The organism is Delftia sp. BGA-UO-ETr-SB1 (assembly GCF_059567865.1).
Genome location: NZ_JCAQOW010000004.1, coordinates 782624 through 805572, shown reverse-complemented (window position 1 = coordinate 805572; position 22949 = coordinate 782624). Strand labels below are relative to the sequence as shown.

20 protein-coding genes are annotated in these 22949 nt (G+C 68.8%); 7 read left to right on the top strand and 13 right to left on the bottom strand.

The genetic code is table 11. The features are described from left to right. Nucleotides 1–41: 41 nt before the first annotated feature. Nucleotides 42–1361, bottom strand: coding sequence for a Tol-Pal system beta propeller repeat protein TolB (tolB, locus tag AC57B5_RS04060; RefSeq protein WP_013802697.1), 1320 nt, complete (start codon nt 1359–1361; stop codon nt 42–44). Between the two features lie 189 nt (nt 1362–1550). On the opposite strand from tolB, the gene msbA reads away from it, so the two are divergent. Further along, a complete protein-coding gene (gene msbA / locus AC57B5_RS04055; protein ID WP_034392846.1) occupies nt 1551–3368 on the top strand; it encodes a lipid A export permease/ATP-binding protein MsbA in 1818 nt (605 codons plus the stop codon). Between the two features lie 45 nt (nt 3369–3413). Here the strand turns inward: msbA and AC57B5_RS04050 are convergent, their stop codons facing one another. The 6 genes from AC57B5_RS04050 to mltG form a co-directional block, all read right to left on the bottom strand. Continuing rightward, entirely contained in the window at nt 3414–4157 is a 744-nt protein-coding gene (locus AC57B5_RS04050; RefSeq protein ID WP_097202529.1) for an ankyrin repeat domain-containing protein, read from the bottom strand. Further along, the gene (locus AC57B5_RS04045; protein WP_496398789.1) at nt 4148–4960 is read right to left on the bottom strand and encodes a TatD family hydrolase; all 813 of its coding nucleotides are present in this window, start codon (nt 4958–4960) and stop codon (nt 4148–4150) included. Before AC57B5_RS04045 ends, AC57B5_RS04050 begins: the two co-directional genes overlap by 10 nt. A gap of 83 nt (nt 4961–5043) precedes the next feature. Continuing rightward, nucleotides 5044–5403, bottom strand: coding sequence for a PilZ domain-containing protein (locus tag AC57B5_RS04040; RefSeq protein ID WP_012205228.1), 360 nt, complete (start codon nt 5401–5403; stop codon nt 5044–5046). Nucleotides 5404–5539: 136 nt separating this feature from the next. After that, nucleotides 5540–6589: a DNA polymerase III delta subunit-related protein gene (locus AC57B5_RS04035; protein ID WP_123691283.1), complete on the bottom strand. Its 1050-nt coding sequence runs from the start codon at nt 6587–6589 to the stop codon at nt 5540–5542. Continuing rightward, nucleotides 6586–7272 carry a dTMP kinase gene (tmk, locus tag AC57B5_RS04030; RefSeq protein WP_012205226.1) on the bottom strand — a complete coding sequence of 229 codons (687 nt, stop codon included), beginning with the start codon at nt 7270–7272 and terminating at the stop codon, nt 6586–6588. The genes AC57B5_RS04035 and tmk overlap by 4 nt, the downstream gene beginning before the upstream one ends. Nucleotides 7273–7329: 57 nt before the next feature. Continuing rightward, nucleotides 7330–8343 carry an endolytic transglycosylase MltG gene (gene mltG, locus AC57B5_RS04025; RefSeq protein WP_080736847.1) on the bottom strand — a complete coding sequence of 338 codons (1014 nt, stop codon included), beginning with the start codon at nt 8341–8343 and terminating at the stop codon, nt 7330–7332. A 46-nt stretch (nt 8344–8389) separates the two neighbouring features. Between mltG and ygfZ the strand changes: the two genes are divergently transcribed. Then, complete coding sequence (gene ygfZ, locus AC57B5_RS04020) at nt 8390–9337, top strand: CAF17-like 4Fe-4S cluster assembly/insertion protein YgfZ (protein WP_496398788.1); 948 nt, start codon at nt 8390–8392, stop codon at nt 9335–9337. 35 nt (nt 9338–9372) lie between these two features. On the opposite strand, the gene AC57B5_RS04015 is transcribed toward ygfZ, so the two are convergent. Both AC57B5_RS04015 and AC57B5_RS04010 read right to left on the bottom strand, forming a co-directional pair. Next, nucleotides 9373–10236: a YbgC/FadM family acyl-CoA thioesterase gene (locus AC57B5_RS04015; protein ID WP_034392830.1), complete on the bottom strand. Its 864-nt coding sequence runs from the start codon at nt 10234–10236 to the stop codon at nt 9373–9375. 60 nt (nt 10237–10296) lie between these two features. Beyond that, nucleotides 10297–11301 (bottom strand): alpha/beta hydrolase, encoded by a 1005-nt coding sequence (locus tag AC57B5_RS04010; RefSeq protein WP_496399428.1) that lies wholly within the window; start codon nt 11299–11301, stop codon nt 10297–10299. Nucleotides 11302–11603: 302 nt separating this feature from the next. On the opposite strand from AC57B5_RS04010, the gene gbd reads away from it, so the two are divergent. Then, complete coding sequence (gbd, locus tag AC57B5_RS04005; protein WP_486639879.1) at nt 11604–12740, top strand: 4-hydroxybutyrate dehydrogenase; 1137 nt, start codon at nt 11604–11606, stop codon at nt 12738–12740. 7 nt (nt 12741–12747) lie between these two features. Here gbd and AC57B5_RS04000 read toward each other — a convergent pair whose 3' ends face one another. The 3 genes from AC57B5_RS04000 to AC57B5_RS03990 all read right to left on the bottom strand — a co-directional run bounded on the left by AC57B5_RS04000 (nt 12748) and on the right by AC57B5_RS03990 (nt 17275). Beyond that, nucleotides 12748–15363 carry an AI-2E family transporter gene (locus AC57B5_RS04000; protein ID WP_496398787.1) on the bottom strand — a complete coding sequence of 872 codons (2616 nt, stop codon included), beginning with the start codon at nt 15361–15363 and terminating at the stop codon, nt 12748–12750. 145 nt (nt 15364–15508) lie between these two features. Then, nucleotides 15509–16420, bottom strand: coding sequence for a sensor histidine kinase (locus AC57B5_RS03995; RefSeq protein WP_496398786.1), 912 nt, complete (start codon nt 16418–16420; stop codon nt 15509–15511). A gap of 75 nt (nt 16421–16495) precedes the next feature. Then, the gene (locus AC57B5_RS03990; RefSeq protein WP_012205218.1) at nt 16496–17275 is read right to left on the bottom strand and encodes a LuxR C-terminal-related transcriptional regulator; all 780 of its coding nucleotides are present in this window, start codon (nt 17273–17275) and stop codon (nt 16496–16498) included. A 658-nt stretch (nt 17276–17933) separates the two neighbouring features. On the opposite strand from AC57B5_RS03990, the gene AC57B5_RS03985 reads away from it, so the two are divergent. From AC57B5_RS03985 to AC57B5_RS03970, 4 genes are all read left to right on the top strand, one after another. After that, nucleotides 17934–18419: a hypothetical protein gene (locus AC57B5_RS03985; RefSeq protein WP_012205217.1), complete on the top strand. Its 486-nt coding sequence runs from the start codon at nt 17934–17936 to the stop codon at nt 18417–18419. A 98-nt stretch (nt 18420–18517) separates the two neighbouring features. Continuing rightward, nucleotides 18518–18940 (top strand): hypothetical protein, encoded by a 423-nt coding sequence (locus AC57B5_RS03980; protein WP_012205216.1) that lies wholly within the window; start codon nt 18518–18520, stop codon nt 18938–18940. A gap of 239 nt (nt 18941–19179) precedes the next feature. Further along, nucleotides 19180–20817 (top strand): DUF4384 domain-containing protein, encoded by a 1638-nt coding sequence (locus AC57B5_RS03975; protein WP_034392811.1) that lies wholly within the window; start codon nt 19180–19182, stop codon nt 20815–20817. 39 nt (nt 20818–20856) lie between these two features. After that, nucleotides 20857–22089 carry an SEL1-like repeat protein gene (locus AC57B5_RS03970; RefSeq protein WP_496398785.1) on the top strand — a complete coding sequence of 411 codons (1233 nt, stop codon included), beginning with the start codon at nt 20857–20859 and terminating at the stop codon, nt 22087–22089. A 20-nt stretch (nt 22090–22109) separates the two neighbouring features. On the opposite strand, the gene AC57B5_RS03965 is transcribed toward AC57B5_RS03970, so the two are convergent. Beyond that, the gene (locus AC57B5_RS03965) at nt 22110–22949 is read right to left on the bottom strand and encodes an HDOD domain-containing protein (protein WP_043820881.1); all 840 of its coding nucleotides are present in this window, start codon (nt 22947–22949) and stop codon (nt 22110–22112) included.

Below are 22949 nucleotides of genomic sequence, written 5' to 3'. Positions count from 1 at the left end.
AGTTGACTGGTTGACTGAAAAGAAATCGGGGAAGCCGGCTGTCACTGGCGCTGGAACGGACCCCAGTCGGGCTCGCGGATGTCACCGCCCTGCCCTGCCAGCCGCGCCTTGATCTTGCCGTCGAGCGTGGTGGTCATCAGGGATTCGCGGCCCTGCTGCAGGGTGGCGTAGACGATCAGGCGGCTGTTGGGGGCGAAGCTGGGGCTTTCGTCGGCCGTGGTGTCGGTGATGGCATTCACTGTGCCGGTCCCCAGGTCCATGACGTGGAGCTTGAAGCCGCCGCCCACGCGCGAGACGTAGGCAAGCCACTTTCCATCGGGGCTGACGCTGGGCGAGATGTTGTAGTTGCCGGTGAAGGTGACGCGTTCCGCACTGCCGCCCGAGGCCGGCACCTTGTAGATCTGCGGGGCGCCGCCACGGTCGCTGACGAAGTAGATGGAGCGGCCATCGCTGGAGAAGTTCGGCTCGGTGTCGATGCCGCTGCTTTGCATCAGTCGCCGCGGCTCGCCGCCCTGGGCGCTGATCAGGTACAGCTGCGAGCCGCCATCGCGGCTGAGCGTGACGGCCAGGGAGTTGCCGTCAGGCGACCAGGCCGGTGCGCTGTTGGAGCCCCGGAAGTTGGCAACCAGGCGGCGGCGGCCACTGGCCACATCGTGCACATAGACCACGGGCTTGCGCGACTCGAAGGACACGTAGGCCAGCTGCGTGCCGGTGGGCGACCAGGCGGGCGAGATGATGGGTTCGGGGCTGGACAGGGCCGACTGGGCGTTCTCGCCATCGGCATCGGCAACCCACAGGCGGTAGTTGCTGCCTGCCTTGGTCACATAGGCGATGCGCGTGGAGAACACGCCCTTCTCGCCCGTGAGTTTCTCGTAGATGTAGTCGGAGATGCGGTGGGCCACCAGGCGCAGGTCGCCGGTGGTGACGGCAAAGCCCTGGCCGCCCAGGTCCTGGCCCTTGACCACGTCCCAGAGGCGAAAGCGCACGTCGTAGCGGCCATCGGCCAGGCGCGTGATGCTGCCCACGGCCAGCGAGTCAGCGCTCTTTTGGCGCCACATGGCGACGTCGGGGCGCGAGGTTTCGTCCAGTTGGACGCCGGCCGTGTCCACGGCGCGGAATTGACCGCTGCGCTCCAGGTCAGCCTGGATGATGGCCGAGATTTTCTGGGGCGCCTGCCCTTCTCCCTTGAATGCTGCAATGGCGATGGGCAACTGGGTCAGGCCCACGCCCGTCACTTCGACGCGGAACTGGGCCAGCGCGGGAATTGCGGGGGTTGAGGCGAGAGCGGCCAGCAGGGTTCGGCGCGAAGTGCGCGGCACGGCCGCCAGGGAGGAGGGAGAAAGGAGTCGGTCAATAGTCATTGGCATTCATCAATATCTACGGGAAGACCCCGGTACTTGCACAGGTGCGAATGTTACACACACTGGATGCGTCACGATGTAAGAACGTGCACTGTAGGGTCTGTCGGCCCAGGCTTTCTCGATCCCCGGCAGCCGCATCAGTTCCCCATGAGGCAGCCCCAGGCAAGCCCGCCGTAAAATCCGCGCGTCATGCAAGCACCATCCTCACCGCCGCCGGCCCCTGCGCCGTCCGCCGCACCGGCGGCCCTTGATCTCGCCAGCACCCTGACCCTGTCGCAGCGCCTCAAGCGCCTGTCACCCTACTTTGGTGGCCAGCGCCTGGCCTGGACGCTGGCCGTGGCTGCCACGCTGGTGGGCGCGGTCACCGAGCCATTGATCCCTGCCCTGCTGCAGCCGCTGCTGGACAGCGGCTTCACCGACGGCACGCTGCCGCTGTGGTCGGTGCCGCTGGCCATCATCGGCGTGTTCCTGGTGCGGGGCCTGTCGCAGTTCGTGGGCCAGTACGCGCTGGCGCGCATTGCCAACGAGGGCATGCTGGCGCTGCGCAAGCGCCTGTTCGAGCGGCTGCTGGCGGCCGATATGGCGCTGTTCTCGCGCCAGTCGGCCTCATCGCTGTCCAATACCGTGGTCTATGAGGTGCAGACCGGCTCCACGCTGCTGGTGCAGGCCATGCTGGGCATCTCGCGCGACGGTTTCACGCTGGTGGCGCTGCTGGGCTACCTGCTGTATCTGAACTGGCAGCTGACGCTGGTGGTGGCGGCCGTGGTGCCGGGCGTGGCCTGGATCATGAAGACGCTGTCGCGCCGCCTGTACCGCATCACCAAGATCAGCCAGGAGGCCACCGATTCCCTGGCCTATGTGGTGGAAGAGAACGTTCTGGCCCACCGCATGGTGCGCCTGCATGGCGCGCAACAGGGCCAGCAAAAGCGCTTTGGCGGCCTGAGCGGGCAGCTGCGCAAGCTGGCCATCAAGGCCACCATCGCCTCGGCGGCCATGACGCCGCTGACCCAGTTGCTGGCCGCCGCCGCACTGTCGGCCGTGATCTGCATTGCGCTGTGGCAAAGCCGGGGCACGGGCGCTGCTGCGGCCAATGTGCAGGATGTGACGGTGGGCAGCTTTGCGGCCTTCATCACGGCCATGCTGATGCTGATTGCCCCTATCCGCCGCCTGGCCGATGTGGCCAACCCCATCACGCGTGGCGTGGCGGCGCTGGAGCGGGGCCTGCATCTGCTGGAGGGCTCGGGCGACGAGACCGGCGGCACGCAGGTGCCCGGCAAGGCGCGCGGCGAGATCGAGTTGCGCGACGTGTCCGTGCAGTTTGGCGAGGACAAGGCACCCGCCCTGAGCCATGTGGACCTGCGCGTGCGCCCGGGCGAGGTGGTGGCCCTGGTCGGCCCCTCCGGCGCGGGCAAGACCACGCTGGTGAACCTGCTGCCACGATTTTTGCAGCCCACGGGCGGCCAGTTGCTGCTGGACGGAACGCCCTTGCCCGAATGGGATCTGGCCGCGCTGCGCCAGCAGTTCGCCATGGTCAGCCAGGACGTGGTGATGTTCAACGACACCATTGCCGCCAACGTGGCGCTGGGCGGGGTGGAAGACGAGGCCCAGCTGTGGGCCGCGCTGGATGCCGCCAATCTGGGCACCCACGTGCGCGGCCTGTCCAACGGCCTGCAGACGGTGGTGGGCCACAACGCCAGCCAGCTGTCGGGGGGCCAGCGCCAGCGGCTGGCGATTGCACGGGCGCTGTACAAGGATGCGCCCATCCTGATCCTGGACGAGGCCACCTCGGCCCTGGACAACGAATCCGAGCGCCTGGTGCAGGAGGCGCTGACGCGGCTGATGCAGGGCCGCACGACCCTGGTCATCGCCCACCGGCTCTCGACCATCGAGCATGCCGACCGCGTGGTGGTGATGGAGCGCGGCCGCATTGCCGAGCAGGGTACGCATGCCGAGCTGCTGGCGCGGGACGGCCTGTACGCCCGATTGAGCAGGAATCACACAACCTGATGTGGACAGCGGCAGCACCGGCAGTGCCACTCGCCTGGCCTGCGGCTACCAGCTCCCGCGCGAAGGCTGGGTCTTGCGCTCAGCCTTGATGGCCTTGGTGAGTTTGTCGACCATGTATTGGCGGTCCACCTGCCGGGCAAAGTCGGCGGCGGTGAAGCCACGCTGGTTGCGCAGAACAACGTCGGCGCCCTCCTTGATCAGCAGGTCCACCACGGCTTCGCTGCTGTATTGGGCGGCCAGCATCAGCGGGGTGGTGCCGTTGGGCGAGTCGGCGTCGATGTAGGCGCTGTTGTCCAGCAGCAGCTTGACGATGTCCAGCGTCTTGGGCAGGTCGGCCGAGGTGGCGTAGTGCAGCGGTGTCCAGCCAGGGCGGTTGACATCGGCGCCCCGGCGTATGAGTTCCTTGGCCAGGTCCAGGTGGCCTTTGATGCAGGCCATCATCAGCGGCGTTTCGCCCTGCTGGGAGGCCTCGTTGACCTTGATGCCCGGGGATTTGAGCAGCACGTCGAACACGCCCAGTGAGCCCTGGTGCAGGGCCGCTACCAGGCCCGGGCGGCCGCGCGTGTCGCGGGTGTTGGGGTCGAAGCCGCGAAAGATCAGGTTGACCATGGCGCGCTCGTTGTCGCTGATGATGGCGCGCACATAGTCGTCGTACTGGCTGGCATGCGCCAGCCCGCCGCTGGCTGCGGCCAGGGCCACCACGGCCTGGCCGGCCTGGGCCAGCCAGTGGCGCCGGTGCACGTCCACGCCCATGCCCACGCGGCCACTGGCCGCAGCATTCAGTCGCATGCGACACCCCCCTTGAACAGCTGGTCGAAGTTGGCGCTGGTCAGGGCCGCCACGTCCTCCACGGCCATGCCGCGCACCTGCGCAATCTGCTGTGCCACGTAAGGCACGTAGGACGGATTGTTGGTCTTGCCGCGATAGGGAACGGGCGCCAGGTAGGGGCTGTCGGTCTCGATCAGCAGGCGGTCGGCCGGCACGAAGGCGGCCACGTCGCGCAGGTGCTGGGCGTTCTTGAAGGTGACGATGCCTGACATGGAGATGTAGTAGCCCAGGTCCAGCGCCGCACGCGCGACCTCCATGGTCTCGGTGAAGCAGTGGAACACGCCGCCGGCCTGGCCTGCCGAGCCGTCCTCGCCTTCTTCGCGCAGGATGGCCAGCGTGTCATCAGAGGCGCTGCGCGTGTGGATGACCAGGGGCTTTTGCGTCTGGCGCGCCGCGCGGATGTGCACGCGAAAGCGCTCGCGCTGCCATTCCAGGTCGGCAATGGTGCGCCCGCCCTTGCGGTCTTCCATGCCGTAGTAGTCCAGTCCCGTTTCGCCGATGGCCACCACGCGCGCCAGGGCGGCGCGCTCGACCAGGTCGGCCACGCTGGGCTCGGTCATGTGTTCCGTATCGGGGTGCACGCCCACCGTGGCCCAGAAATTGTCGTGGTCCAGCGCCAGCTGGTGCACATCGCCGAATTCCTCCATCGTGGTGCAGATGCACAGCGCACGCGTGACGCGCGCGGCCGCCATGGCCTCGCGGATCTCGGGCAGGCGGCTTTGCAGCTCGGGGAAATTCAGATGGCAGTGGGAATCGGTAAACATGGAATCTCGTGGTTCAGAAACAGGCATGCCGACCGGAGAGCATTTCCTCCGTGTCGGCATGCGGGCAGAGGCAGGCGCAGGACTCAGACCGTCTGCGTGGCCTTGTCCGAGGCCAGGGCCGAGCCAAGGATGTTCTCGATCTTGGCCTTGAGCTCGGCGGACTTCTCGTCCTTGGGGAACTGTATGCCTATGCCCTGCGTGCGGTTGCCCGAGGCGCGCGCGGGCGTGATCCACGCCACGCGGCCGGCCACGGGATAGCGCTGCGGCTCGTCGGGCAGGGTCAGCAGCACGTAGACATCATCGCCAAGACGGTACTCACGCTGCGTGGGCACGAAAACGCCCCCTTCGGCGAACATGGGAATGTAGGCGGCGTACAGCGCGGCCTTTTCCTTGATCGCCAGTTGCATCACGCTGGGACGGGGTGTGGTGGGTGCGGTGCTCATGGATGGTTTGCAGACATTGGTTCGGTGAGCGGCCGGCGCGATCGGCACCGGGCCCAGGGCCGTAGGTTAACAGGACGGGCTTTCATGTGGCGAAAAGCACCCAGCTGCGCTGCCGCCACGCCCCGCTCCCCGCGCCTCATCCCCGGCGCTGGCGGGCAGGCTGGCCGGACATGAGCACGCGCCGGGCCTCGGCGGCCAGGGCTTCGGTCATGAGCCCGGCGTTGAAGGGGTGGTCCGCCGTGCGCGCAGCCTGGGCCAGGGCACGTGACCATTCGGCCAGCAGGCCCATGTCCAGCGGCCGCGAAGGCAGGTCGGCCGGCGTGAAGTAGCGCGGCGCGGCGCCTGCGGCCAGGGCCATCAGGTCGTGGCAGATCTTCTGCAAGGCCTCCACGGCATGGGGCGGAGCATAGGCGGCCAGGGCCGCCACATCGCCCTTGGCCAGCGCGCGCGGCAACTGTGACCATGCGGCCATGTCCTTGCCGCCACCGCTGTGCGCCAATGCCAGCGCGTCGCCAGGCCGCCCGCCTGCGGCGCGCAGCGCCACGGCGGCAGCTTCCGGGGCCACGCCCTGCCCCTGCAGCCAATCCAGGGCCTCTTGCTGATCGGGCCAGGCCATGGTGTGGGTCAGGCAACGGCTGCGGATGGTGGGCAGCAGCTGGTGGGCCGCCTCGCTGGCCAGCACGAAGCGGGCATCGCCCGGCGGCTCCTCCAGCGTCTTGAGCAGCGCATTGGCCGTGATGGCGTTCATCTGCTCGGCCGGGTAGACCAGCACGGCCTTGCCGCGCCCGCGCGCGCTGGTGCGCTGGCAGAACTCCACGGCGTCGCGCATGGCCTCGACACGGATTTCCTTGCTGGGCTTGCGCTTCTTGTCGTCGATATCGGCCTGGGCCTTCTCGGGCAGCGGCCAGCCCAGCGCCATCATCTGCACCTCGGGCATGAGCACGCACAGATCGGCATGGGCGCGCACGTCGATGGCGTGGCAGCTGCCGCAGTGGCCACAGGCCCCCTGGGGCGACGGCGATTCGCACAGCCAGGCGCGCACCAGCGACAGCGACAGCGCGTACTGGCCCAGGCCGGAAGGCCCCTGCAGCAGCCAGGCGTGGCCGCGCTGGGCCAGCAGGCGCGTGCGTTGCCCGGCGATCCAGGCGGTGTCGGTCTCGGCCGGTTGTGGCAGGGCCTCGCTCATGCCGCACCTGCCTGTCCGCCGACCATGATGGCCAGCCAGCCCCGGCGCACCATGACCTGGGTGATCTGCTGCCAGACCGCATGCCGGCTGGCGTTGGAGTCGATGCGCGCAAAGCGCTGGGGCGCGGCGGCAGCGCGCGCCGCATAGCCCTGGGCCACGCGTGCGAAAAAGCTGCCGGGCTCGGACTCGAAGCGGTCCGGGACACGGGCCGAGGCCAGGCGCTCGGCGGCCACCTCGGCGGGCAGGTCGAACCAGAGCGTCAGGTGGGGCTCGCGCAGCAGATCGGGCTGGGGGGCGGTGCCCGTCTGCACCATGCGCTCCAGCGTGGCCAGCGGCTGCAGGTCGAAGCCCCGGCCCGCACCCTGGTAGGCAAAGGTGGCGTCGGTGAAGCGGTCGCAGAGCACGACTTCGCCGCGCGCCAGCGCGGGCTCGATCACCTGCACCAGGTGGTCGCGTCGCGCGGCAAAGGCGATCAGGGCCTCGGTCAGCGGGTCCATGGCGTCGTGCAGCATCAGCGCGCGCAGCTTTTCGGCCAGCGGCGTGCCGCCGGGCTCGCGGGTGAGCGTCACCGTGCGGCCCTGGTCACGGAAAGCCTGGGCCAGCGACGCGATGTGCGAGGACTTGCCGGCGCCATCGATGCCTTCGAAGCTGATGAACAGGCCGGCGGGAGTTGCAGTGGTCATATGGAAAGAGAGGATACGCAAGCGCTGCGCAGAGCGCAGCAGCCCTGGGGGAATATCTCAGGGCTTTTGCCCAGGGCTTTGCTGGCCGCGCTGGTAGCGGTTCACGGCGCGGTTGTGCTCGTCCAGCGATGCGCTGAAATGGCTGGTGCCGTCGCCACGCGCCACAAAGTACAGCGCCTTGGTCTGTCCGGGCTGCACGGCGGCCATGAGGGCGGCCTTGCCGGGCATGGCGATGGGCGTGGGCGGCAGGCCCGCGCGGGTATAGGTGTTCCAGGGAGTATCGGTCTGCAGGTCGCGGCGGCGCAGGTTGCCGTCGAATTTCTCGCCCAGGCCGTAGATCACGGTGGGATCGGTCTGCAGCAGCATGCCGATGCGCAGGCGGTTGCTGAAGACACCGGCAATCTGTGCGCGATCGGCCGCGCGGCCGGTCTCCTTCTCGACGATGCTGGCCAGGATCAGCGCTTCGTCGGGCGTCTTGAGCGGCGTGTCGGCCGAGCGCAGCGCCCAGACATCGGCCAGGCGCCGGTCCATGGCGTGCAGGGCGCGGCGCAGCACGGCCAGGTCGGAGCTGCCCTTGGCATAGGTATAGGTATCTGGGAAGAAGCGGCCCTCGGGCGCCACGCCCGCGCGGCCCAGGGCCTGCATGAGGGCAGCGTCGTCCATGCCTGCGCTTTCCTGGCGCAGGAATTCCTCGCGGGCCAGGGCCGCGCGCACCTGGCGCCAGTTCCAGCCTTCCACCAGGGTCAGGGCCTTGAGCGACTCCTCGCCGCGCGCGAGTTTTTGCAACAGCACATAGGGCGTCAGGCCCGTGGTCAGCTCATAGTTGCCGGCCTTGATCTGCCGGTCCTGCCCCGAGACGCGGAACCAGGCGTACAGCAGCCGCGCATCGGTCTGCACGCCGGCCTTGACCACTTCGCGGGCCACGCCACGCGGCGTGGTGCCGGGCTCGACCTCCAGCTCCAGCGTGGGCTGGGCCAGCGGCAGCGGCTGGTTCAGCCACCACCAGCCGGCACCGGCCAGCACGGCGGCCAGCACCAGCAACATCATCAAAGCGCGAAAGATAAAGCGCACAACCTCGGTCCAAGCAAGCAATAGAGCGGCTGATCATAATTCAGCCATGACCCAGCCTTTACTGAACGGCATTGCTTCCGTTTCCCATCTCGGCGTGATACGCGCCCTCGGCGAAGACGCCGCCCAGTTCCTGCATGGACAGCTGACCAACGACTTCGCGCTGCTGGATCTGCAGCATGCGCGTCTGTCGGCGTTCTGCACGGCCAAGGGCCGCATGCTGGCCAGCTTCATCGGCTTCAAGCGCAGCAAGGACGAGATCCTGCTGCTGTGCGACCGCAGCCTGCTGGCGCCCACGCTCAAGCGCCTGTCCATGTTCGTGCTGCGCGCCAAGTGCAAGCTCCGCGACGCCACGGCCGAATTCACGCTGCACGGGCTGGCTGGCGATGCCGCCGCGCAGGCCCTGGGCCCGGCAGCCGTGCCCTGGACCAAGACCGATGACGGCGACGCCAGCCTGATCGCCCTGTACCCGGCCGCCGGCCAGCCGCGCGCCCTGCGCGTGGCGCCCGTGGGCGCGCCCCTGCCCGAAGGCCCTGCACTCAGCGAGGCCGACTGGCTGTGGAGCGAAGTCGCCAGCGGCATCGCCACGCTGTCGGCGCCTGTGGTGGATGCCTTTGTGCCGCAGATGCTCAACTACGAATCGGTGGAAGGCGTGAATTTCAAGAAGGGCTGCTACCCAGGCCAGGAGGTGGTGGCCCGCAGCCAGTTCCGGGGCACGCTCAAGCGCCGCGCCTACCTTGCCCATGCACAGCAGCCGCTGGCCACCGGCATGGAGGTCTTCACGCCCGAGGACCTGGAGCAGGCCACCGGCACCGTGGTCCAGGCCGCCCCGGCGCCCGGTGGCGGCTGGGACGCCATCGTCTCCATGCAGACCAGCTCGGCCGACCAGCCCCTGCTGGCACACGCCGCACTGGGAGAAGGCCAGCGCGCCGATGCCGCCCAGGCCGTGGCGCTGCAGCTCAAGCCCCTGCCCTACGCGTTGCGCGAGGACATCTGAGATTTGAGCCTTGCACCGCCTGAGCTGCCTGCAGCTCAGGCGGTGAGCGCTTTCCTCATGGTGATGTGGGGAATGCCGGCCTCTTCATAGGGCTCGCCCTCGGGCGTGAAGCCCGCGCGCAGGTAGAACGACTCGGCATGGCGCTGCGCATGCAGCACGACTTCGCGGTCGCCGCGCTGGCGCGAGGCTTCGACCAGGCTGTCCAGCACGATGCGGCCCCAGCGGCCGCCGCGCACGCTGCGGTCCACGGCCATGCGGCCGATCCTGCCCGCGCCGGGGCTGTCGCTGACCAGGCGGCCGGTGGCGATCGGCTGGCCCAGGCCGTTGTAGACCACGGCGTGGCGGGCCACGGGGTCGAACTCGTCGATCTCGATCTCGCGCGGCACGCCCTGCTCGTGCACGAACACGGCCAGGCGCAGGCGCTCGGCGTCGCGGCCCAGGTCGTTCCAGCTGCCCGATGCCACGCGCACCACGCTCTGCCCGGCCTCATAGGCCGTGAGCACGTCGCGCAGCTGCTGCGGCACGGGCAGCGGCTGGCGCGTGGTGGCATCGGCGAACACATAGACCAGTTCCACGGTATTGAGCAGTTCCATGCCCCGGAAGATGCCGGCCTCGAACAGCAGCGAGGTATTGCCCTGCCTGGCACAGCGTATGCCCACATGCAGCACGTCGCCCAGCGTGGCCGATGCGTGGTAGGTGGTGGTGGCCTTCTTGACGAACAGCTCGCCGCCCAGAGCCGCGAAGGAGGACTCATAGGGCATGCCCAGCTGGCGCCAGTAGTCGGTGACGGCCACGTCGGCGTACATCAGGTAGTGGGCGTTGAAGACGATCTTCTGGGCGTCCACTTCGGACCAGCGCACTTCAATGCGTTGCAGCGTGCGGAAATCTTGGCGTTGCATGGGGGTGTTTCTCTCCTGTTGTCTGGGGGTGTCTTGGTGTGTTTTGGTGCGCCTTGCCCTTCAGGCCGCGAAGGCGTCGGCCAAGGCGCGCGCCATGTCGGCATGTGCACGGCGCGCTTCGGCAATGGCGCGGCCCATCTTGACGAATTCATGGGTCACGCCCCGGTAGATCTCCAGGTCCACGGGCACGCCGGACATGCGCAGCTTGTCGGCGTATTCCACGCCCTCGTCCACCAGCGGGTCGCATTCGGCCAAGCCTATCCAGGCCGGGGCCACGCCGTCCACATCGGGGGCCAGCAGCGGGGCAAAGCGCCAGTCCTCGCGGTCGGCGGGGCTGTTGAGGTACTGGGCGAAGAACCAGGTGATGGCCGGCTCGTCGATCACCAGCCCGTGGGCGAAGCGGCGGTGCGAGTCGGTGTCCTGGTTCGCCGTAGTGCCCGGGTAGATCAGCAGTTGCAGGGCCAGCTTGAGGCCGGTGTCGCGCGCATGGATGGCGCAGGCTGCGGCCAGCGTGCCGCCCGCGCTGTCGCCGCCCACGGCCAGGCGCGCAGGGTCGGCGCCCAGCGAGGCCGCCTGCGCGGCCAGCCACTGCAGCGCGTCCCAGGCGTCGTTGTGGGCGGTGGGAAACTTGTGCTCTGGCGCGCGCCGATAGTCCAGCGAGACCACCATGGCGCCCGACAGATGGGCCAGTTGGCGGCACAGCACATCGTGCGTGGCCACGCTGCCCACGGTGAAGCCGCCACCGTGCAGGTACAGCAGCACGGGCAGGCCCGTGGCCGGCACCTGGCTGCGCTCCACGGGCGCATAGAGACGCGCAGGCAGCAAGGCGCCATCGCGTGCAGGAATCTGCAGATCCTCGACACGCGGCAGAACCGGCTTGGGAATTTCGAGCACGCCGGCCCCCGCCTCGTAGGCGGCACGTGCGCCCTCGGCGCCCAGCTGGTGCAGGGGCGTGCGCGCGGCGCGCTCCATGCGGCGCAGCACATCGCGCATCTGGTGGGTCAGGGACGCCGGCAGCGGCGTGGCATGGGAGGAGGATTCAGTCTGGGGCACGTTCAGGGACAGGTTCGGTAGCGACTATCTGGCAAGGCAATTCGGTGTGGCCGGCAAGGTGCAGCCGGCGAGGTGCGGCCGGCAAGGTGCGGCCGACCAGGCACGGCAGGCACGGCGCAGCAGGCATTGTGCCGCGAGCACAAGGCCCTGGCAGCCATGCGATGGCAGTGCATGCCCGTGCTGTCGCCCCCGTGACCGCGCAGGTGCCCTCTCAGGGTTTGTTTTGTTTGCAGTGCAGCACGCGCGGTCTAGATTCGGCGCACTCCCCCTGATCACCACCATGGGCCGCAACGGCCCGCAACGAGTCACCGACCATGGCCTTCATCAACTACGTCACCCAGATCCAGTTTGACTTCGGCGCCGTGCGCCTGTTGCGCCAGGAGTGCGAGCGCGTGGGCATCACACGGCCGCTGATCGTCACCGACCAGGGCGTCAAGGCCGCTGGCGTGCTGCAAAGGGCGCTGGATGCGCTGGGCGGCATGCCGCATGCAGTGTTCGACCAGACGCCCTCCAACCCCACCGAGGCCGCCGTGCGCGCGGCCGCTGCCATCTACCAGGAACAGCGCTGCGACGGCCTGATCGCCGTGGGCGGCGGCAGCGCCATCGACTGCGCCAAGGGCGTGGCGATTGCAGCCACGCACGAAGGGCCGCTGTCGCACTACGCCACCATCGAGGGCGGCTCGCCGCGCATCAGCGAGCGCGTGGCCCCGCTGATCGCCGTGCCCACCACCAGCGGCACGGGCAGCGAGGTGGCGCGCGGCGCCATCATCATCGTGGACGACCACCGCAAGCTGGGCTTTCACAGCTGGCACCTGGTGCCCCGTGCCGCCATCTGCGACCCGGAACTGACCTACGGCCTGCCCGCCATGCTGACGGCCGCCACGGGCATGGACGCCATCGCCCATTGCATGGAGACCTTCATGGCGGCGGCCTTCAACCCGCCTGCCGACGGCATTGCGCTCGATGGCCTCACGCGCGGCTGGGCCCACATCGAACGCGCCACGCGCAACGGCCAGGATGCCGAGGCGCGCCGCCAGCTGATGAGCGCCAGCATGCAGGGCGCCATGGCCTTCCAGAAAGGCCTGGGCTGCGTGCACAGCCTCAGCCACAGCCTGGGCGGCGTGAACCCGCGCCTGCACCACGGCACGCTGAACGCCATGTTCCTGCCCGCCGTGGTGCGCTTCAATGCCGAGGCCGAGAGCGTGCGCGCCGAACAGCGCCTGCAGCGAATGGCCCACGCCATGGGCCTGGACTCGGGCAGCGACATTCCCGAAGCCATACGCGACATGAACGCCCGCCTGGGCCTGCCAACGGGCCTGGCCGCCATGGGCGTGGAGCGCGCCCAGTTCGCAGCCGTGATCGGCGGCGCGCTCAAGGACCATTGCCACGGCACGAACCCGCGCCTGGCCAGCGCCGACGACTACGAGCAGATGCTGGCCACCTCGCTGTAAGCGGGACTCAGCCGCCAGCACTCGGCTGGGGTGTTGTCGATGGTGACGACGATGGTGGCTGGGATGCCACTTGCGCCGGAGTTTGTGCCGAAGTCTGCACCGGAGCCGGCGCAGCGCCAGCTTCCATCATTCGGCGCACCTCCACGTTCTGCATCAACTGCTCGGCCATGACGCCCAACAGCTCCAGATCGGCCGCCGAGACCTCGCGCGGCGCGTCGTCCATGATGCAAAAGCTGCCCAGCACCGTGCCGTGGCGGTTCTTGAGCGGCACGCCCGCGTAAAAGCGCAGCCGCATCGCCTGCAACGCGGGGTTGCCGGCAAATCGGGGGTCGCGCGCGGCGTCATGCACCACCAGGGCGTCACCGCCATGGACCACGTAGGAGCAGATGGACTGCGCACGCGGCATGCCGGCGGAAGCCGGGTCGCCCTGGTCCGCCACCAGCAGGCTGCCCGGCGTGTGCACGCGGTCGGCATCGACCCATGAGACCTGGGCCCATTTCACATCGAAGGCATTGGCGGCCTGCTGGGCTGCCTCGTGGTACAGCGGCGGCAGGCCGGGCCCGAGCACGCCGCTGTCGTGCAGCTGGCGCACGCGCTGCTCATCGTCATCGGGAATGGGCGCGGCCAGGCCCTGGCCTGCCGCGTCAGGCAGGCGCAAGGCGTCCACCCACAACTGCAGCTCGCGCAGGCCGGACACGCAGGCGGCGGCGCCGCAGCGGCGCGCGAACTCGGGGTCGGACACCACGGCCGGCGCATTCCACAGCGCCAGCACCACGCGCAGGTGCGGCCAATGGCGGCGCACGCGGCGCATCAGTTGGCGCACCACGGTCTGGGGCTGGGTGCTGAAGACGGACAGCACCAGCAACTGCGCCTCGGCCAGGGCCTGCGCCCCTGCGTGGCCTTGCGGCAGGCCGCCCTGCCCCGGTCCCAGCTGGCGCCATTGCGGGTCGGCGGCCAGGGCCCAGTCCGAGCAGCTGACCACGTGGCCGCGCAGCGCCTCGCTGTGCGCCACCATGGCGGCGGCCAGGGCATCGACCTCCCAGCGCGCGCCCACGCAATGGATGCGCAGGGCGCGTGTGGCCAGGGCCGCAGCGGGCGGCGGATGGCTTTCGCGCAGTTCCTCGATCAGGGCATCCATGCCGCTGGACAGGCGCAGCCGGTGTTCGGCCGTGGCCGACTCCAGGTGCTGCTGCGTGGCCAGGCGCAGTGCGGGGATGGCCACCTCGTCATAGAAACCGGCCACTGCGGCCGAGCGTTCGTCCGCCGAGGCGCGCGCCGGCAGCCTTGCGTCCACCAGTTCATGCGCCAGCGTGACCGCGTCTTCCACGTCGTCGGCCAGCAGGCGCTGGTACAGGCGCTGGGCCGGCCCCAGCACGGGCGAGCTGCCCAGCAGCACTTCCATGAATTGCAGCGCCGGGATGTAGCGCCCCAGCACCAGCAGGCAGACCGTCAGCGGCGTGGACAGGATCAGCCCTATCGGCCCCCACAGCGCTGTCCAGAAGGTGGCCGACACGATGATGGACAGCGTGGACAGGCCCGTGCTGCTGCCATACAGCCAGGGCTCGATGAGGTTGTTGCTGATCAGCTCCAGCGCCATGATCAGGCCCAGTGTCATCAGCAGCATCTGCCAGCCCGGGTCCACGGCAAAGGCCAGCGCCAGCGGGAAGGCGGCCGAGATCATGGCCCCCACATAGGGCACGAAACGCATGATGGCCGCCAGCACGCCCCAGAGAATGGCGCCCGGCACGCCAATGAACCACAGCCCCGCCGCCATGGGCAGTCCGTAGGTGATGTTGACGACGAACTGCATGCGCAGGTACTTGCCTATGCGCTGCGAGGCCTCGTCCAGCGCGTCGGTGGCCACGTGCAGGTTGCCGCCCATCAGGCGCAGCAACCGGTCGCGCAGGTCATCGCGGTCCAGCAGGATGAGGATCACGAACAGCAGCACGATGCCGGCCATGGTCACGGGCTCGGCCACGCGGCCCAGCCACTGCAGCATGCGCGCCGTGGGCTTTTGCTCGGGCGACTGGATCTCCACCTTCTGCACGCGGGGCGTGGTGGCGCCGCGCGATATCTCGCGTTCCACGGTGTCATAGGTGCGCAGCGCGCCGTCCCAGGCGCTGGGCATGTTGGCGTTCCTGCGCAGGCTGCGCAGCTTGTCGCGGATGGTGTTCTGGTAGGTGGGCAGATCGGCGCTGAGCTGCTGCACCTGGCTGCCCAGATAGGTACCCATTCCCGCCAGCGTCGCCAGCGCCATGACCACCACCAGCAGCGTGGCCGCCATGCGCGGCATGCCCCAGCGCTTGAGCCGGGAGACGGCCGGATCCAGCAAAAAACCGAACAACAGCGCCAGCGCCAGCGGAATCAGCAGGCCCTGGCCGAAATACAGGCCGGCAATGACGATGCTGGCCACCAGCAGCCCGGTGAGCAGGCGCAGCGCGGGCACCATGTCGGCCAGCTGTGCCAGGCCCGGCAGGGCCGAACGCACGCTGCGCGCGAAATCGGCATGGGTGGCGGCATGGGTAGCGGAATTCGTGGCTGCATTGGCAGCATTGCCGCCTTCGGCGGCTGCAGGAAGGGCCTGCCGTGAAGGCGGCGGCGCAGGGTCGGGATGTGGGTTCATGGAAACGGGATGTCAGGGCTGGGATGCAGGTATGGATACTGCCTCACATCCGCATATCGGGGGATTGCACAGCGCGCCGCAGGCCTGCCCTGTCAGCGGGCACCGCAATTGCCGGAACGCCGTTGCCGCCGGCGCATCGGCCCGATCACCAGCGCACACGCACCACGGTCCCCCCACCGGCCCGCGGCAGGATATCCAGCACAGCCCCGATGGCATGGGCGCGGCGATGCATGCCTGCCAGGCCCATGCCCTGCAGGCCAGGCGGGATGGCACCCTGCGCAGGGCCAGGGTCGGAAGGCAGGCCGCAGCCGTCATCTTCCACGCGCAGTTCCCAGTGCAATGCACGCCGGGCATCGCGGCCAGGGCTTGCAGCATCTGCACGATCCACCGGCTCCAGCACCAGCCACAGCGTGGTGGCGCGCGCATGCTGCAGCGCATTGCTCACGGCCTCCTGGGCGATGGCCAGCAACTGCTGGGACGGCTGGCCACGCGGCAGGTCTGGCAGGTCTTGCAAGACTGGCAGGTCTGGCACCCCGCGCAGCCCGGCGGCGGCATGCGGATCGGCCACGCTCCAGCAGATGCGCATGCCGCGCCGGTCCAGCACGGGCTGCAGCCGGTGGCGCAGGCGCGCCAGCCGCACGGGCAAGGCGTCTTCCATGGCGTCCATGGCATCCACCATGAGCCGCAGGTCCAGCAAGCCCTGCTCCAGCAATTCCTGCGCCTGGCGCTGGCGGGTCTCGCGCGGGTCCAGCAAGGCCATGGCATGCACCAGCAGCCCGCCCACGCCGTCGTGCAGGTCGGCGGCAATGCGCCGGCGCTCGGCCTGCACTTCGCGCGAGGGCCGGGGACTGCGCCGGCGCCGCCACAGCAGCAGCCTGTGCAGTCGCCAGGCGCCCATGGCGCACAGCAGCGCCGTGGATACCAGCAGCGCCAGGCTGGCCAGGCTCAGCCACGGCGGGGCCTGGGCGCCCGCCTGCCAGAGCCAGGCGCACAGGCCCAGCATCTGCAGCAGGCCCAGGGCCAGGCAGATGGCCAGCGTGCGAAGGGGATCTTTCATGGCCAAGCCGTGCCAGGCGCGGCCGCCATGGCCCGGGCGGCGGCAGGCCGCTGCGGGCAGGACGCCGCCCCAGGATCAGAACAGGCCGCGCAGCGATGCAAAGCGTACCGCCTGGGCGCGTGTGCGCACCTGCAGCTTGCGGTAGATGTTCTTGATGTGCGTGTTGACCGTCATGGCGCTGATCATCAGGCGCGAGCCGATCTCGGCGCTGGTGTAGCCGCTGGCGACCATGCGCAGCACCTCGCGCTCGCGGGTGGACAGGCGGTCTGCCTCGTCGGGCGTGCGGCGCTTGGGCTCGGCGCCCTGGGTCTTGTCGAAGCGCTGCAGCAACCTGCGCGCCAGGCTGGGGGTGACGGATGCGCCGCCATTGGCCACCTGCAGCACGGCCTGCGGATAGTTGCCGAACCAGGAGTTCTTGACGAGGTAGCCCGTGGCGCCCAGCTCGAAGGCGCGCAGCACCTGTTCGTCGTTTTCCATCACGGAGATGATGACGGCCTCGGCCGTGGGCCGCACGGTCTTCATCATGTCCAGCAGCTCGAAGCCCTCGCCGTCACCCAGGTTCAGGTCCACCAGCATCACGTCGAATTCATGCTGGCGGATGGCCTTGCGCCCGTCGCGCACGCTGCCGGCCTGGGCCACGACCAGAGTGCGCGGGTCGTTCATGATTTCCTGCGCAATGACCATGCGGATATGGGCATCGTCGTCCACCAGCAGCACCCGCACGGGCTTGTCGGGCTGGCCCGCCAGGTAGTCGGGCCACATGGCAGAGCTCAGACCTGTGCCCAGCATGCCCTGGGCGCGAGGGGACTCGGCGATCAGGGGACGGGCATCGGCGGGAACGTCGGATGGATTCATGCTGCTCTCCTCAAATGTCACGCCATGTGTATGACGCAACCGATCACAGACTTGCCTTTCCACATTAAGAGAAATCGCAACCGATATCCACAATCTTTGACGAAGTTTGTGAAAGATTGCGTAGATTACAAATTAACACCTTTGTGTGAGGAATCGACTACGGAGTTTCCTGAGCGCCGGTCCGGCAGATCTTGCGGATCCAGACACCGCGCACCGCGCCTTCAATCCCGCCCTGTGACAAAGGCCGATCCTGCCTTTGCTGCCGCCGCCGGCCTCAGTTGCGTGCACTTCGATACACCAGGTTGCCCAAAAGCCCCCCGCACCCGCCGAAACGGCGGCCCCAAGCAAAGCTGCAACCGTAAATTTTCTGTCGTTACACCTTGAAACTACTCAGATCCATTCATCGCGCACGGCTGCCGTTTTAACGCGATGCAGCCTGCCTGCAAACGGCTTGGGTGGGTAAGTACCCGGCAAGTGGATCAGCGCTCATGGCTACCCCGGACAAGAGATGGAATGGACGGATCTCCCCGAGCACATTGGAGTCCAGACAACGAGCAGGGGTCCAGGGAGACAAAGCCGGAAACCTCCGCAAAGTGTCTGCAAAACGGGTGCTTACACACCTCTTCCTGATAGTCCGATTCTTCATCAAGGAGCCATCATGAAATCGCTTGCAATTCTTTCCCTGAGCTTGATCGCAACAGCTGCCATGGCAGGCCCCATGGGTGGTGGCGGCGGTGGCGGCAGCGGCGGCGGCAGCAGCAGCTCCCAGATCGAAATCAATGGCCCCAGCGTTCAGGTCACCCTGCTGAACAGGAGCGGCGTGCTGAACGTGGCAACGGGTGGTGGCAAGGCCTCCCAGAACCTGGCCAGCAATGCAGGCAACGTGACCATCGATCGCAGTGGCAGCTCGCTGCAGGTCGTCGCAGCCACCGGCAGCGGCATCCTGAACAAGGCCGATGGCTATAGCGCAGTGGCCGTCAACAACCTGGCCTCCAACTATGGCGAAGTGGACGTGAAGAGCACTTCGATCCAGGTGGTGGCTGCCAAGAACTCCGGCATCATCAACTACGCCGGCAACGGTTCCATGGCAGTGCAGAACATCTCCAGCAACAACGGCTGCGTGACCTGCTACAACAACCACTGAGCCTGGCTGCCGGACGAAGGAAACTGCCGGGCGGCCCCAGGCCACCCGGCGGCACCTTCCCGGCGAAGACCCAGCTCACCGCACCAGGAGAGCCCACCATGCACACCGCCGCCCATCTCTGTTCGGCTGCCCTATTGGCCTGGCTCGCCCTCGGAGCGAACCCCCTTCATGCAGCGGCCCCCGGCGAAGACCCGGTGGTGCTGAACAAGCCCGTCGACTACCTCAGGCTGCCCACGGCCAAGCAGCCGACATCGTCGGGGCTGGACACCGTCACCGACATCCCCATCAATGTCAAGGCCAAGATCGCGCGCTACGAAGCCATGTCCATGACCAATGCGCCCGGTATCTCCACCGAGGCGAACGTGGTGACCACGACCACGACGAGCAGCACGGGCATGCAGCGCACCTGCACCCAGGACCTGGCCAGCAACACCAACGCCAGCGCATTCAACCGCTACGGGCCCCAGACCAAGGACCAGATCGTGGTCCTCAAGGGCGACCTGGTCAACGTCTGCCGCTAGCGCGACACAGGGCGGCCAGCCTTCGGGCCGCCCACCATTTCTCGATCCCCCATTTCCGGCGCCGACGCCCGTGCGCGCCTGTGCCCTGGCTCGCCGTTTTCCAGCAGAGGTCCATCATGCGCAACCGCCTTCCATCGCCAGGACTTCCCCGCCCCGATGCCGCGCTGCAGCCGGCACTCGGCGGCCATGCGGACGACCGTGGGACTTTTCGCCAGCGATGGTCCGGCAGACAGGGTTGCATGCGGGCCATTGCCTGCGCCGTCTCGGCCTCCATCGTGCTGCTGTCGGGCTGCGCGCCGCTGGATGCGCGCAAGGACGCCAAGTACCTGGACAAGGTCTATGCGGCCGACCGCCCCGTGGTGCGGCCGGTGCGCTCGATATCGAGCTTTTCCGACTCGCTGATGTGCATGGACAGGATGTTCCGCAACAGCCACATGCCCACGGTGCTGATCACCAGCAAGCAGCTGCCCGACTACTCGGGCCGCGTGGCCGTGGCCGCCAAGGAGATGGTGGTCACCGCCCTGTCCCAGATGTCGCGCGTCAGCAGTGCCTTCCGCTACGTGGACTATGAGGTGGACATCGCCCGCCAGGATACGGTGCAGAACCTCACCACCATCTTGCTCAACAACAACCAGATCCAGCTGCAGCGCCCTGCCCTGTATGTGTCGGGCGCCGTGTCCTTCATGGACCAGAACGTGCTGCGCAACAACGTGGACATAGGCACCAGCGCCTCGCGCCTGGAAACCGGCTACAGCGCCAACCGCAGCGGCGCCGTGCTCGGCATGGAGCTGCACCTGGGCGACTTCCGCACGCGCACCATCATCCCGGGCCTGGATTCGGCCAACGAGGTCGTCATCGGCAACGGCAGCCAGGGGCTGGACCTGTCCGGCCGCATCGGCACCTACGGCGTGCAGTTCAGCGTGGGCCGCGACTATGCCCAGGGCTCGGGCCCGGCCGTGCGCACCCTGGTCGAGCTGGGCATGATCGAGCTGCTGGGCAAATGGTCGCGCCTGCCCTACTGGCAATGCCTGACGCTGGACCAGACCCACCCCGACTTCCAGCGCCAGCTGCGCGACTGGTACGAGGAAGGCGAAGCCGGCATCCACCAGGAACTGGTGCGCCAGTCGCTGATCAGCAAGGGCTATCTGCCGCCGGACGCCCCGGCCTTCACCGCAGGCAACCCGCAGTGGCGCGAGGCCATAGGGCGCTTCCAGGCGGACAGCGGCATGGTGGTCAGCGGCGTGGTGGACTTCAACACCTACGAACGCGCACTGCGCGACTTCGTGGCCGTGGGCGCCGATGGGCACATCACGCGCATTGGCTGGAACACCAAGAGCGCAGCGCCGGTCACCACCGCCTCCGAGAACGTGGCCGTGGGCACGGGCGACTACCGCTACGGCGCCCCCGCGCCCGACCGCAAGCTGGACCTGTGGGTGGAGAACATCACGCCCACCCGCACCTCCTTCGAGACGGGTGAGCAACTCTTCCTGTCCACCACCGTGTCGCGTGCCTCCTACCTGTCGTGCTTCATGGCGGGCGCCGATGGCGAGGTCACCCGGCTGGTGCCCAACGACGTGAACCGCTCGGGCTGGATCACCGCCGCCCAGTCCGTGCGCCTGCCCGACTGGATGAGCCCCAACCCCGGCTATGTGATCAACGCCGGCCCTCCCGGCAAGGAAGGCGTGGCCTGCTTCGCCACCGAGCAGAACATGACCGACAAGCTGCCCACGCTGCTGCAGGGCAAGGCCTTCATCGCCATCCCGGGCATGCGCTCCCTGGAGGATGTCAACCAGTACATGGCCAGCTCGCTGGGCGCAGACGGGTACACCGGCTCGGCCCGCTTCTGGCAGGTGGTGCCGGCCCAGGCCAAGCGCTGACGCACGGTGCGGACCACAAGCCAACCAGAGGCACCTGCCATGCCCTCCAGCGCTCATGAAACCTCGCCGCGGCGGCGCCGCGGGCTGCGCCTGACCGCCAGGCTTGTGCTGCCCGGGCTGCTGGTGGTGCTGCCCGGTCTGGCGCCCGCCGTGCTGCCGCATGTGCAGGCGGCAGCCCGCTTCACGCCGGTCATGCCCATCCGGGTGGCGACGGCCAGCGTGTACGGCTCCCAGCCGGGCACCAGCAACATCACTTCGACCTCGGATACCGCCCAGCAACGGGCCCTGTCCCAACTGCGCAGCCGCGCCGAAGGCAAGGGCGTGAGCCCGGCCACGCAGCGCGAGGCGCAATGGGTCATGGGCCTGCTGGCACTGCACGGCATTGCCATGGCCCAGGACGGGCCGCAGGCCAGGCAATGGTTCGAGCGTGCCCAGCGCGCCGGCCATCCGCTGGCCAGCGCGGGACTGGCCTGGTGCGCCATGGACGGCTGCGGCCAGCCCCCCGATCCACCGGCCGCAAGGCCCTGGATCGCCCAGCTGGCCAAGACCGACCCGGCCCGTGCGCAATACCTGGAATGGCTGCTGGCCCGGCGCCTGGCGCCGCTGTCCACGGCCGAGCCCGTGGGCGAGGCCTTGACCGTGGCAGGCACGCCCGACCAGGAACTGCTGCAGCGCGCGGCGCGTTCGGGCAGCCCCGGCGCCCAGCTGGAATGGGGCCTGGCCCTGCTCGCGCAGGACGAGCCCGAGGCCGCCCTGCGCCAGTTCCGCGCGGCGGCGCCACGCTCATCCAGCGCGGCGGCCAATGCGCAGATGCTGGGCGACCGCATGCGGCCCGCGGGCCAGCTGGTGTCGGCCCAGGGCACGTCTGCCCCGCCTGCGGCGCAGGGGCCGCAACGGCTGCAGCGCACGCCGCAGTTGCGGGGCTCGCCCAGCGAGCAGGACATCCAGGTGCGCCAGCCCGTCACGGCCCAGCAGCAGTGGGAGCAGGCCCAGCGCTATCACCGTGGCGAAGGCGTGCCGGCCAACTACACCGAGGCCCTGCGCCTGTACCAGCAGGCGGCGTCCCACGGCCATGAGGCATCGCGGCGCATGCTGGAGTTGATCTATTCGCGCCCTGCACAGGGCGGCGGTGTGGACATTGGCTGGATGCAGCAGCTGGCACGCATCGACCCCATGACCATGCAGCCCATGGCGCCCATCAGCCCCGCGCCCTACCGGCGCGACCCCACGCCGCTTTTCGACATGGTGCCGGCGCCCTGGCACCGGAACTGACGCAGGCCCCGGGTCCTGCCCTAAAGCAGCACATCCAGGCCCGTGTCGGCCATCCAGTCCACCGGGTCCTGGCGCAGCACCATGTCGATGTCCAGGCCCAGGGCCACCCCCACTTCGCCGGGAAAGCTCACGGCCAGCGCGCGCTCGCCCCATTGCGCCTCGCGCGATCGGGCGCGCCAGGCGGCGATGTGCAGCACGCAGGCCAGGGGATCGAAGCCGGGCTGGGCCAGCGGCGCGTGCAGGTGCTGCAGCGCGTCGGCCAGCAGCGGCGGAAGATTCCAGCGCCGGGCCAGGCCTGCGCTGACATGGCTGTATGCGTAGCCGCACAGCCGCATCTCCAGTTCGGCACGGCGCGGGTCCAGCGGGCCGACCAGCTCGGAGATGGTGGCCGCGCGGCCGGGATCGATCATGTGCATGGCCAGCTCGCCCAGCCCGTGCAGCAGGCCTGCCGCATAGGCCGCCGTGGGGCTGGCCTGTACCGTGCCGGCCAGCGCGCGGGCCACGCGTGCGGCATCCACGCTGTAGCGCCAGAAGGCCGGCATGGCCACGCCCGGCACGGCATGGGTGCCCACGCCCAGCGGCATGCCCCGCACGATCTGTCGCAACTGCGCGGGCGCCAGCAGGGCCAGCGCCTCCGGAATGCCGGTGACACGGCCCGCCATGCCGAAGACCGGGCCGTTGGCCTGCGCCAGCAGCCCGGCAGCCAGCGCGGGGTCGGCCGCGAACAGCTGGCTCAGCCGGCGCAGGCTGGGCTGCTCGGGCACCAGCTCGCGCAGCAGCAGCGCAACAATGCGCGGCTGCGCCGGCAGGGCCAGCGTCTGGGTCAACAGCGTCTGCAGATCCAGTGCGTGCGCAGCCAT

What these genes read in the sequence shown, in the direction of transcription:
- AC57B5_RS03965 (WP_043820881.1), bottom strand. Translation starts at nt 22,949, where the DNA reads ATGGCTGCGCACGCACTGGATCTGCAGACGCTGTTGACCCAGACGCTG.
- AC57B5_RS03995 (WP_496398786.1), bottom strand. Translation starts at nt 16,420, where the DNA reads ATGAAAGATCCCCTTCGCACGCTGGCCATCTGCCTGGCCCTGGGCCTG.
- AC57B5_RS03980 (WP_012205216.1), top strand. Translation starts at nt 18,518, where the DNA reads ATGCACACCGCCGCCCATCTCTGTTCGGCTGCCCTATTGGCCTGGCTC.
- AC57B5_RS04015 (WP_034392830.1), bottom strand. Translation starts at nt 10,236, where the DNA reads ATGCAACGCCAAGATTTCCGCACGCTGCAACGCATTGAAGTGCGCTGG.
- AC57B5_RS03985 (WP_012205217.1), top strand. Translation starts at nt 17,934, where the DNA reads ATGAAATCGCTTGCAATTCTTTCCCTGAGCTTGATCGCAACAGCTGCC.
- gbd (WP_486639879.1), top strand. Translation starts at nt 11,604, where the DNA reads ATGGCCTTCATCAACTACGTCACCCAGATCCAGTTTGACTTCGGCGCC.
- tolB (WP_013802697.1), bottom strand. Translation starts at nt 1,361, where the DNA reads ATGACTATTGACCGACTCCTTTCTCCCTCCTCCCTGGCGGCCGTGCCG.
- AC57B5_RS04050 (WP_097202529.1), bottom strand. Translation starts at nt 4,157, where the DNA reads ATGCGACTGAATGCTGCGGCCAGTGGCCGCGTGGGCATGGGCGTGGAC.
- tmk (WP_012205226.1), bottom strand. Translation starts at nt 7,272, where the DNA reads ATGACCACTGCAACTCCCGCCGGCCTGTTCATCAGCTTCGAAGGCATC.
- AC57B5_RS03970 (WP_496398785.1), top strand. Translation starts at nt 20,857, where the DNA reads ATGCCCTCCAGCGCTCATGAAACCTCGCCGCGGCGGCGCCGCGGGCTG.
- msbA (WP_034392846.1), top strand. Translation starts at nt 1,551, where the DNA reads ATGCAAGCACCATCCTCACCGCCGCCGGCCCCTGCGCCGTCCGCCGCA.
- AC57B5_RS04000 (WP_496398787.1), bottom strand. Translation starts at nt 15,363, where the DNA reads ATGAACCCACATCCCGACCCTGCGCCGCCGCCTTCACGGCAGGCCCTT.
- AC57B5_RS04040 (WP_012205228.1), bottom strand. Translation starts at nt 5,403, where the DNA reads ATGAGCACCGCACCCACCACACCCCGTCCCAGCGTGATGCAACTGGCG.
- AC57B5_RS03975 (WP_034392811.1), top strand. Translation starts at nt 19,180, where the DNA reads ATGCGGGCCATTGCCTGCGCCGTCTCGGCCTCCATCGTGCTGCTGTCG.
- AC57B5_RS03990 (WP_012205218.1), bottom strand. Translation starts at nt 17,275, where the DNA reads ATGAATCCATCCGACGTTCCCGCCGATGCCCGTCCCCTGATCGCCGAG.
- ygfZ (WP_496398788.1), top strand. Translation starts at nt 8,390, where the DNA reads ATGACCCAGCCTTTACTGAACGGCATTGCTTCCGTTTCCCATCTCGGC.
- AC57B5_RS04045 (WP_496398789.1), bottom strand. Translation starts at nt 4,960, where the DNA reads ATGTTTACCGATTCCCACTGCCATCTGAATTTCCCCGAGCTGCAAAGC.
- AC57B5_RS04035 (WP_123691283.1), bottom strand. Translation starts at nt 6,589, where the DNA reads ATGAGCGAGGCCCTGCCACAACCGGCCGAGACCGACACCGCCTGGATC.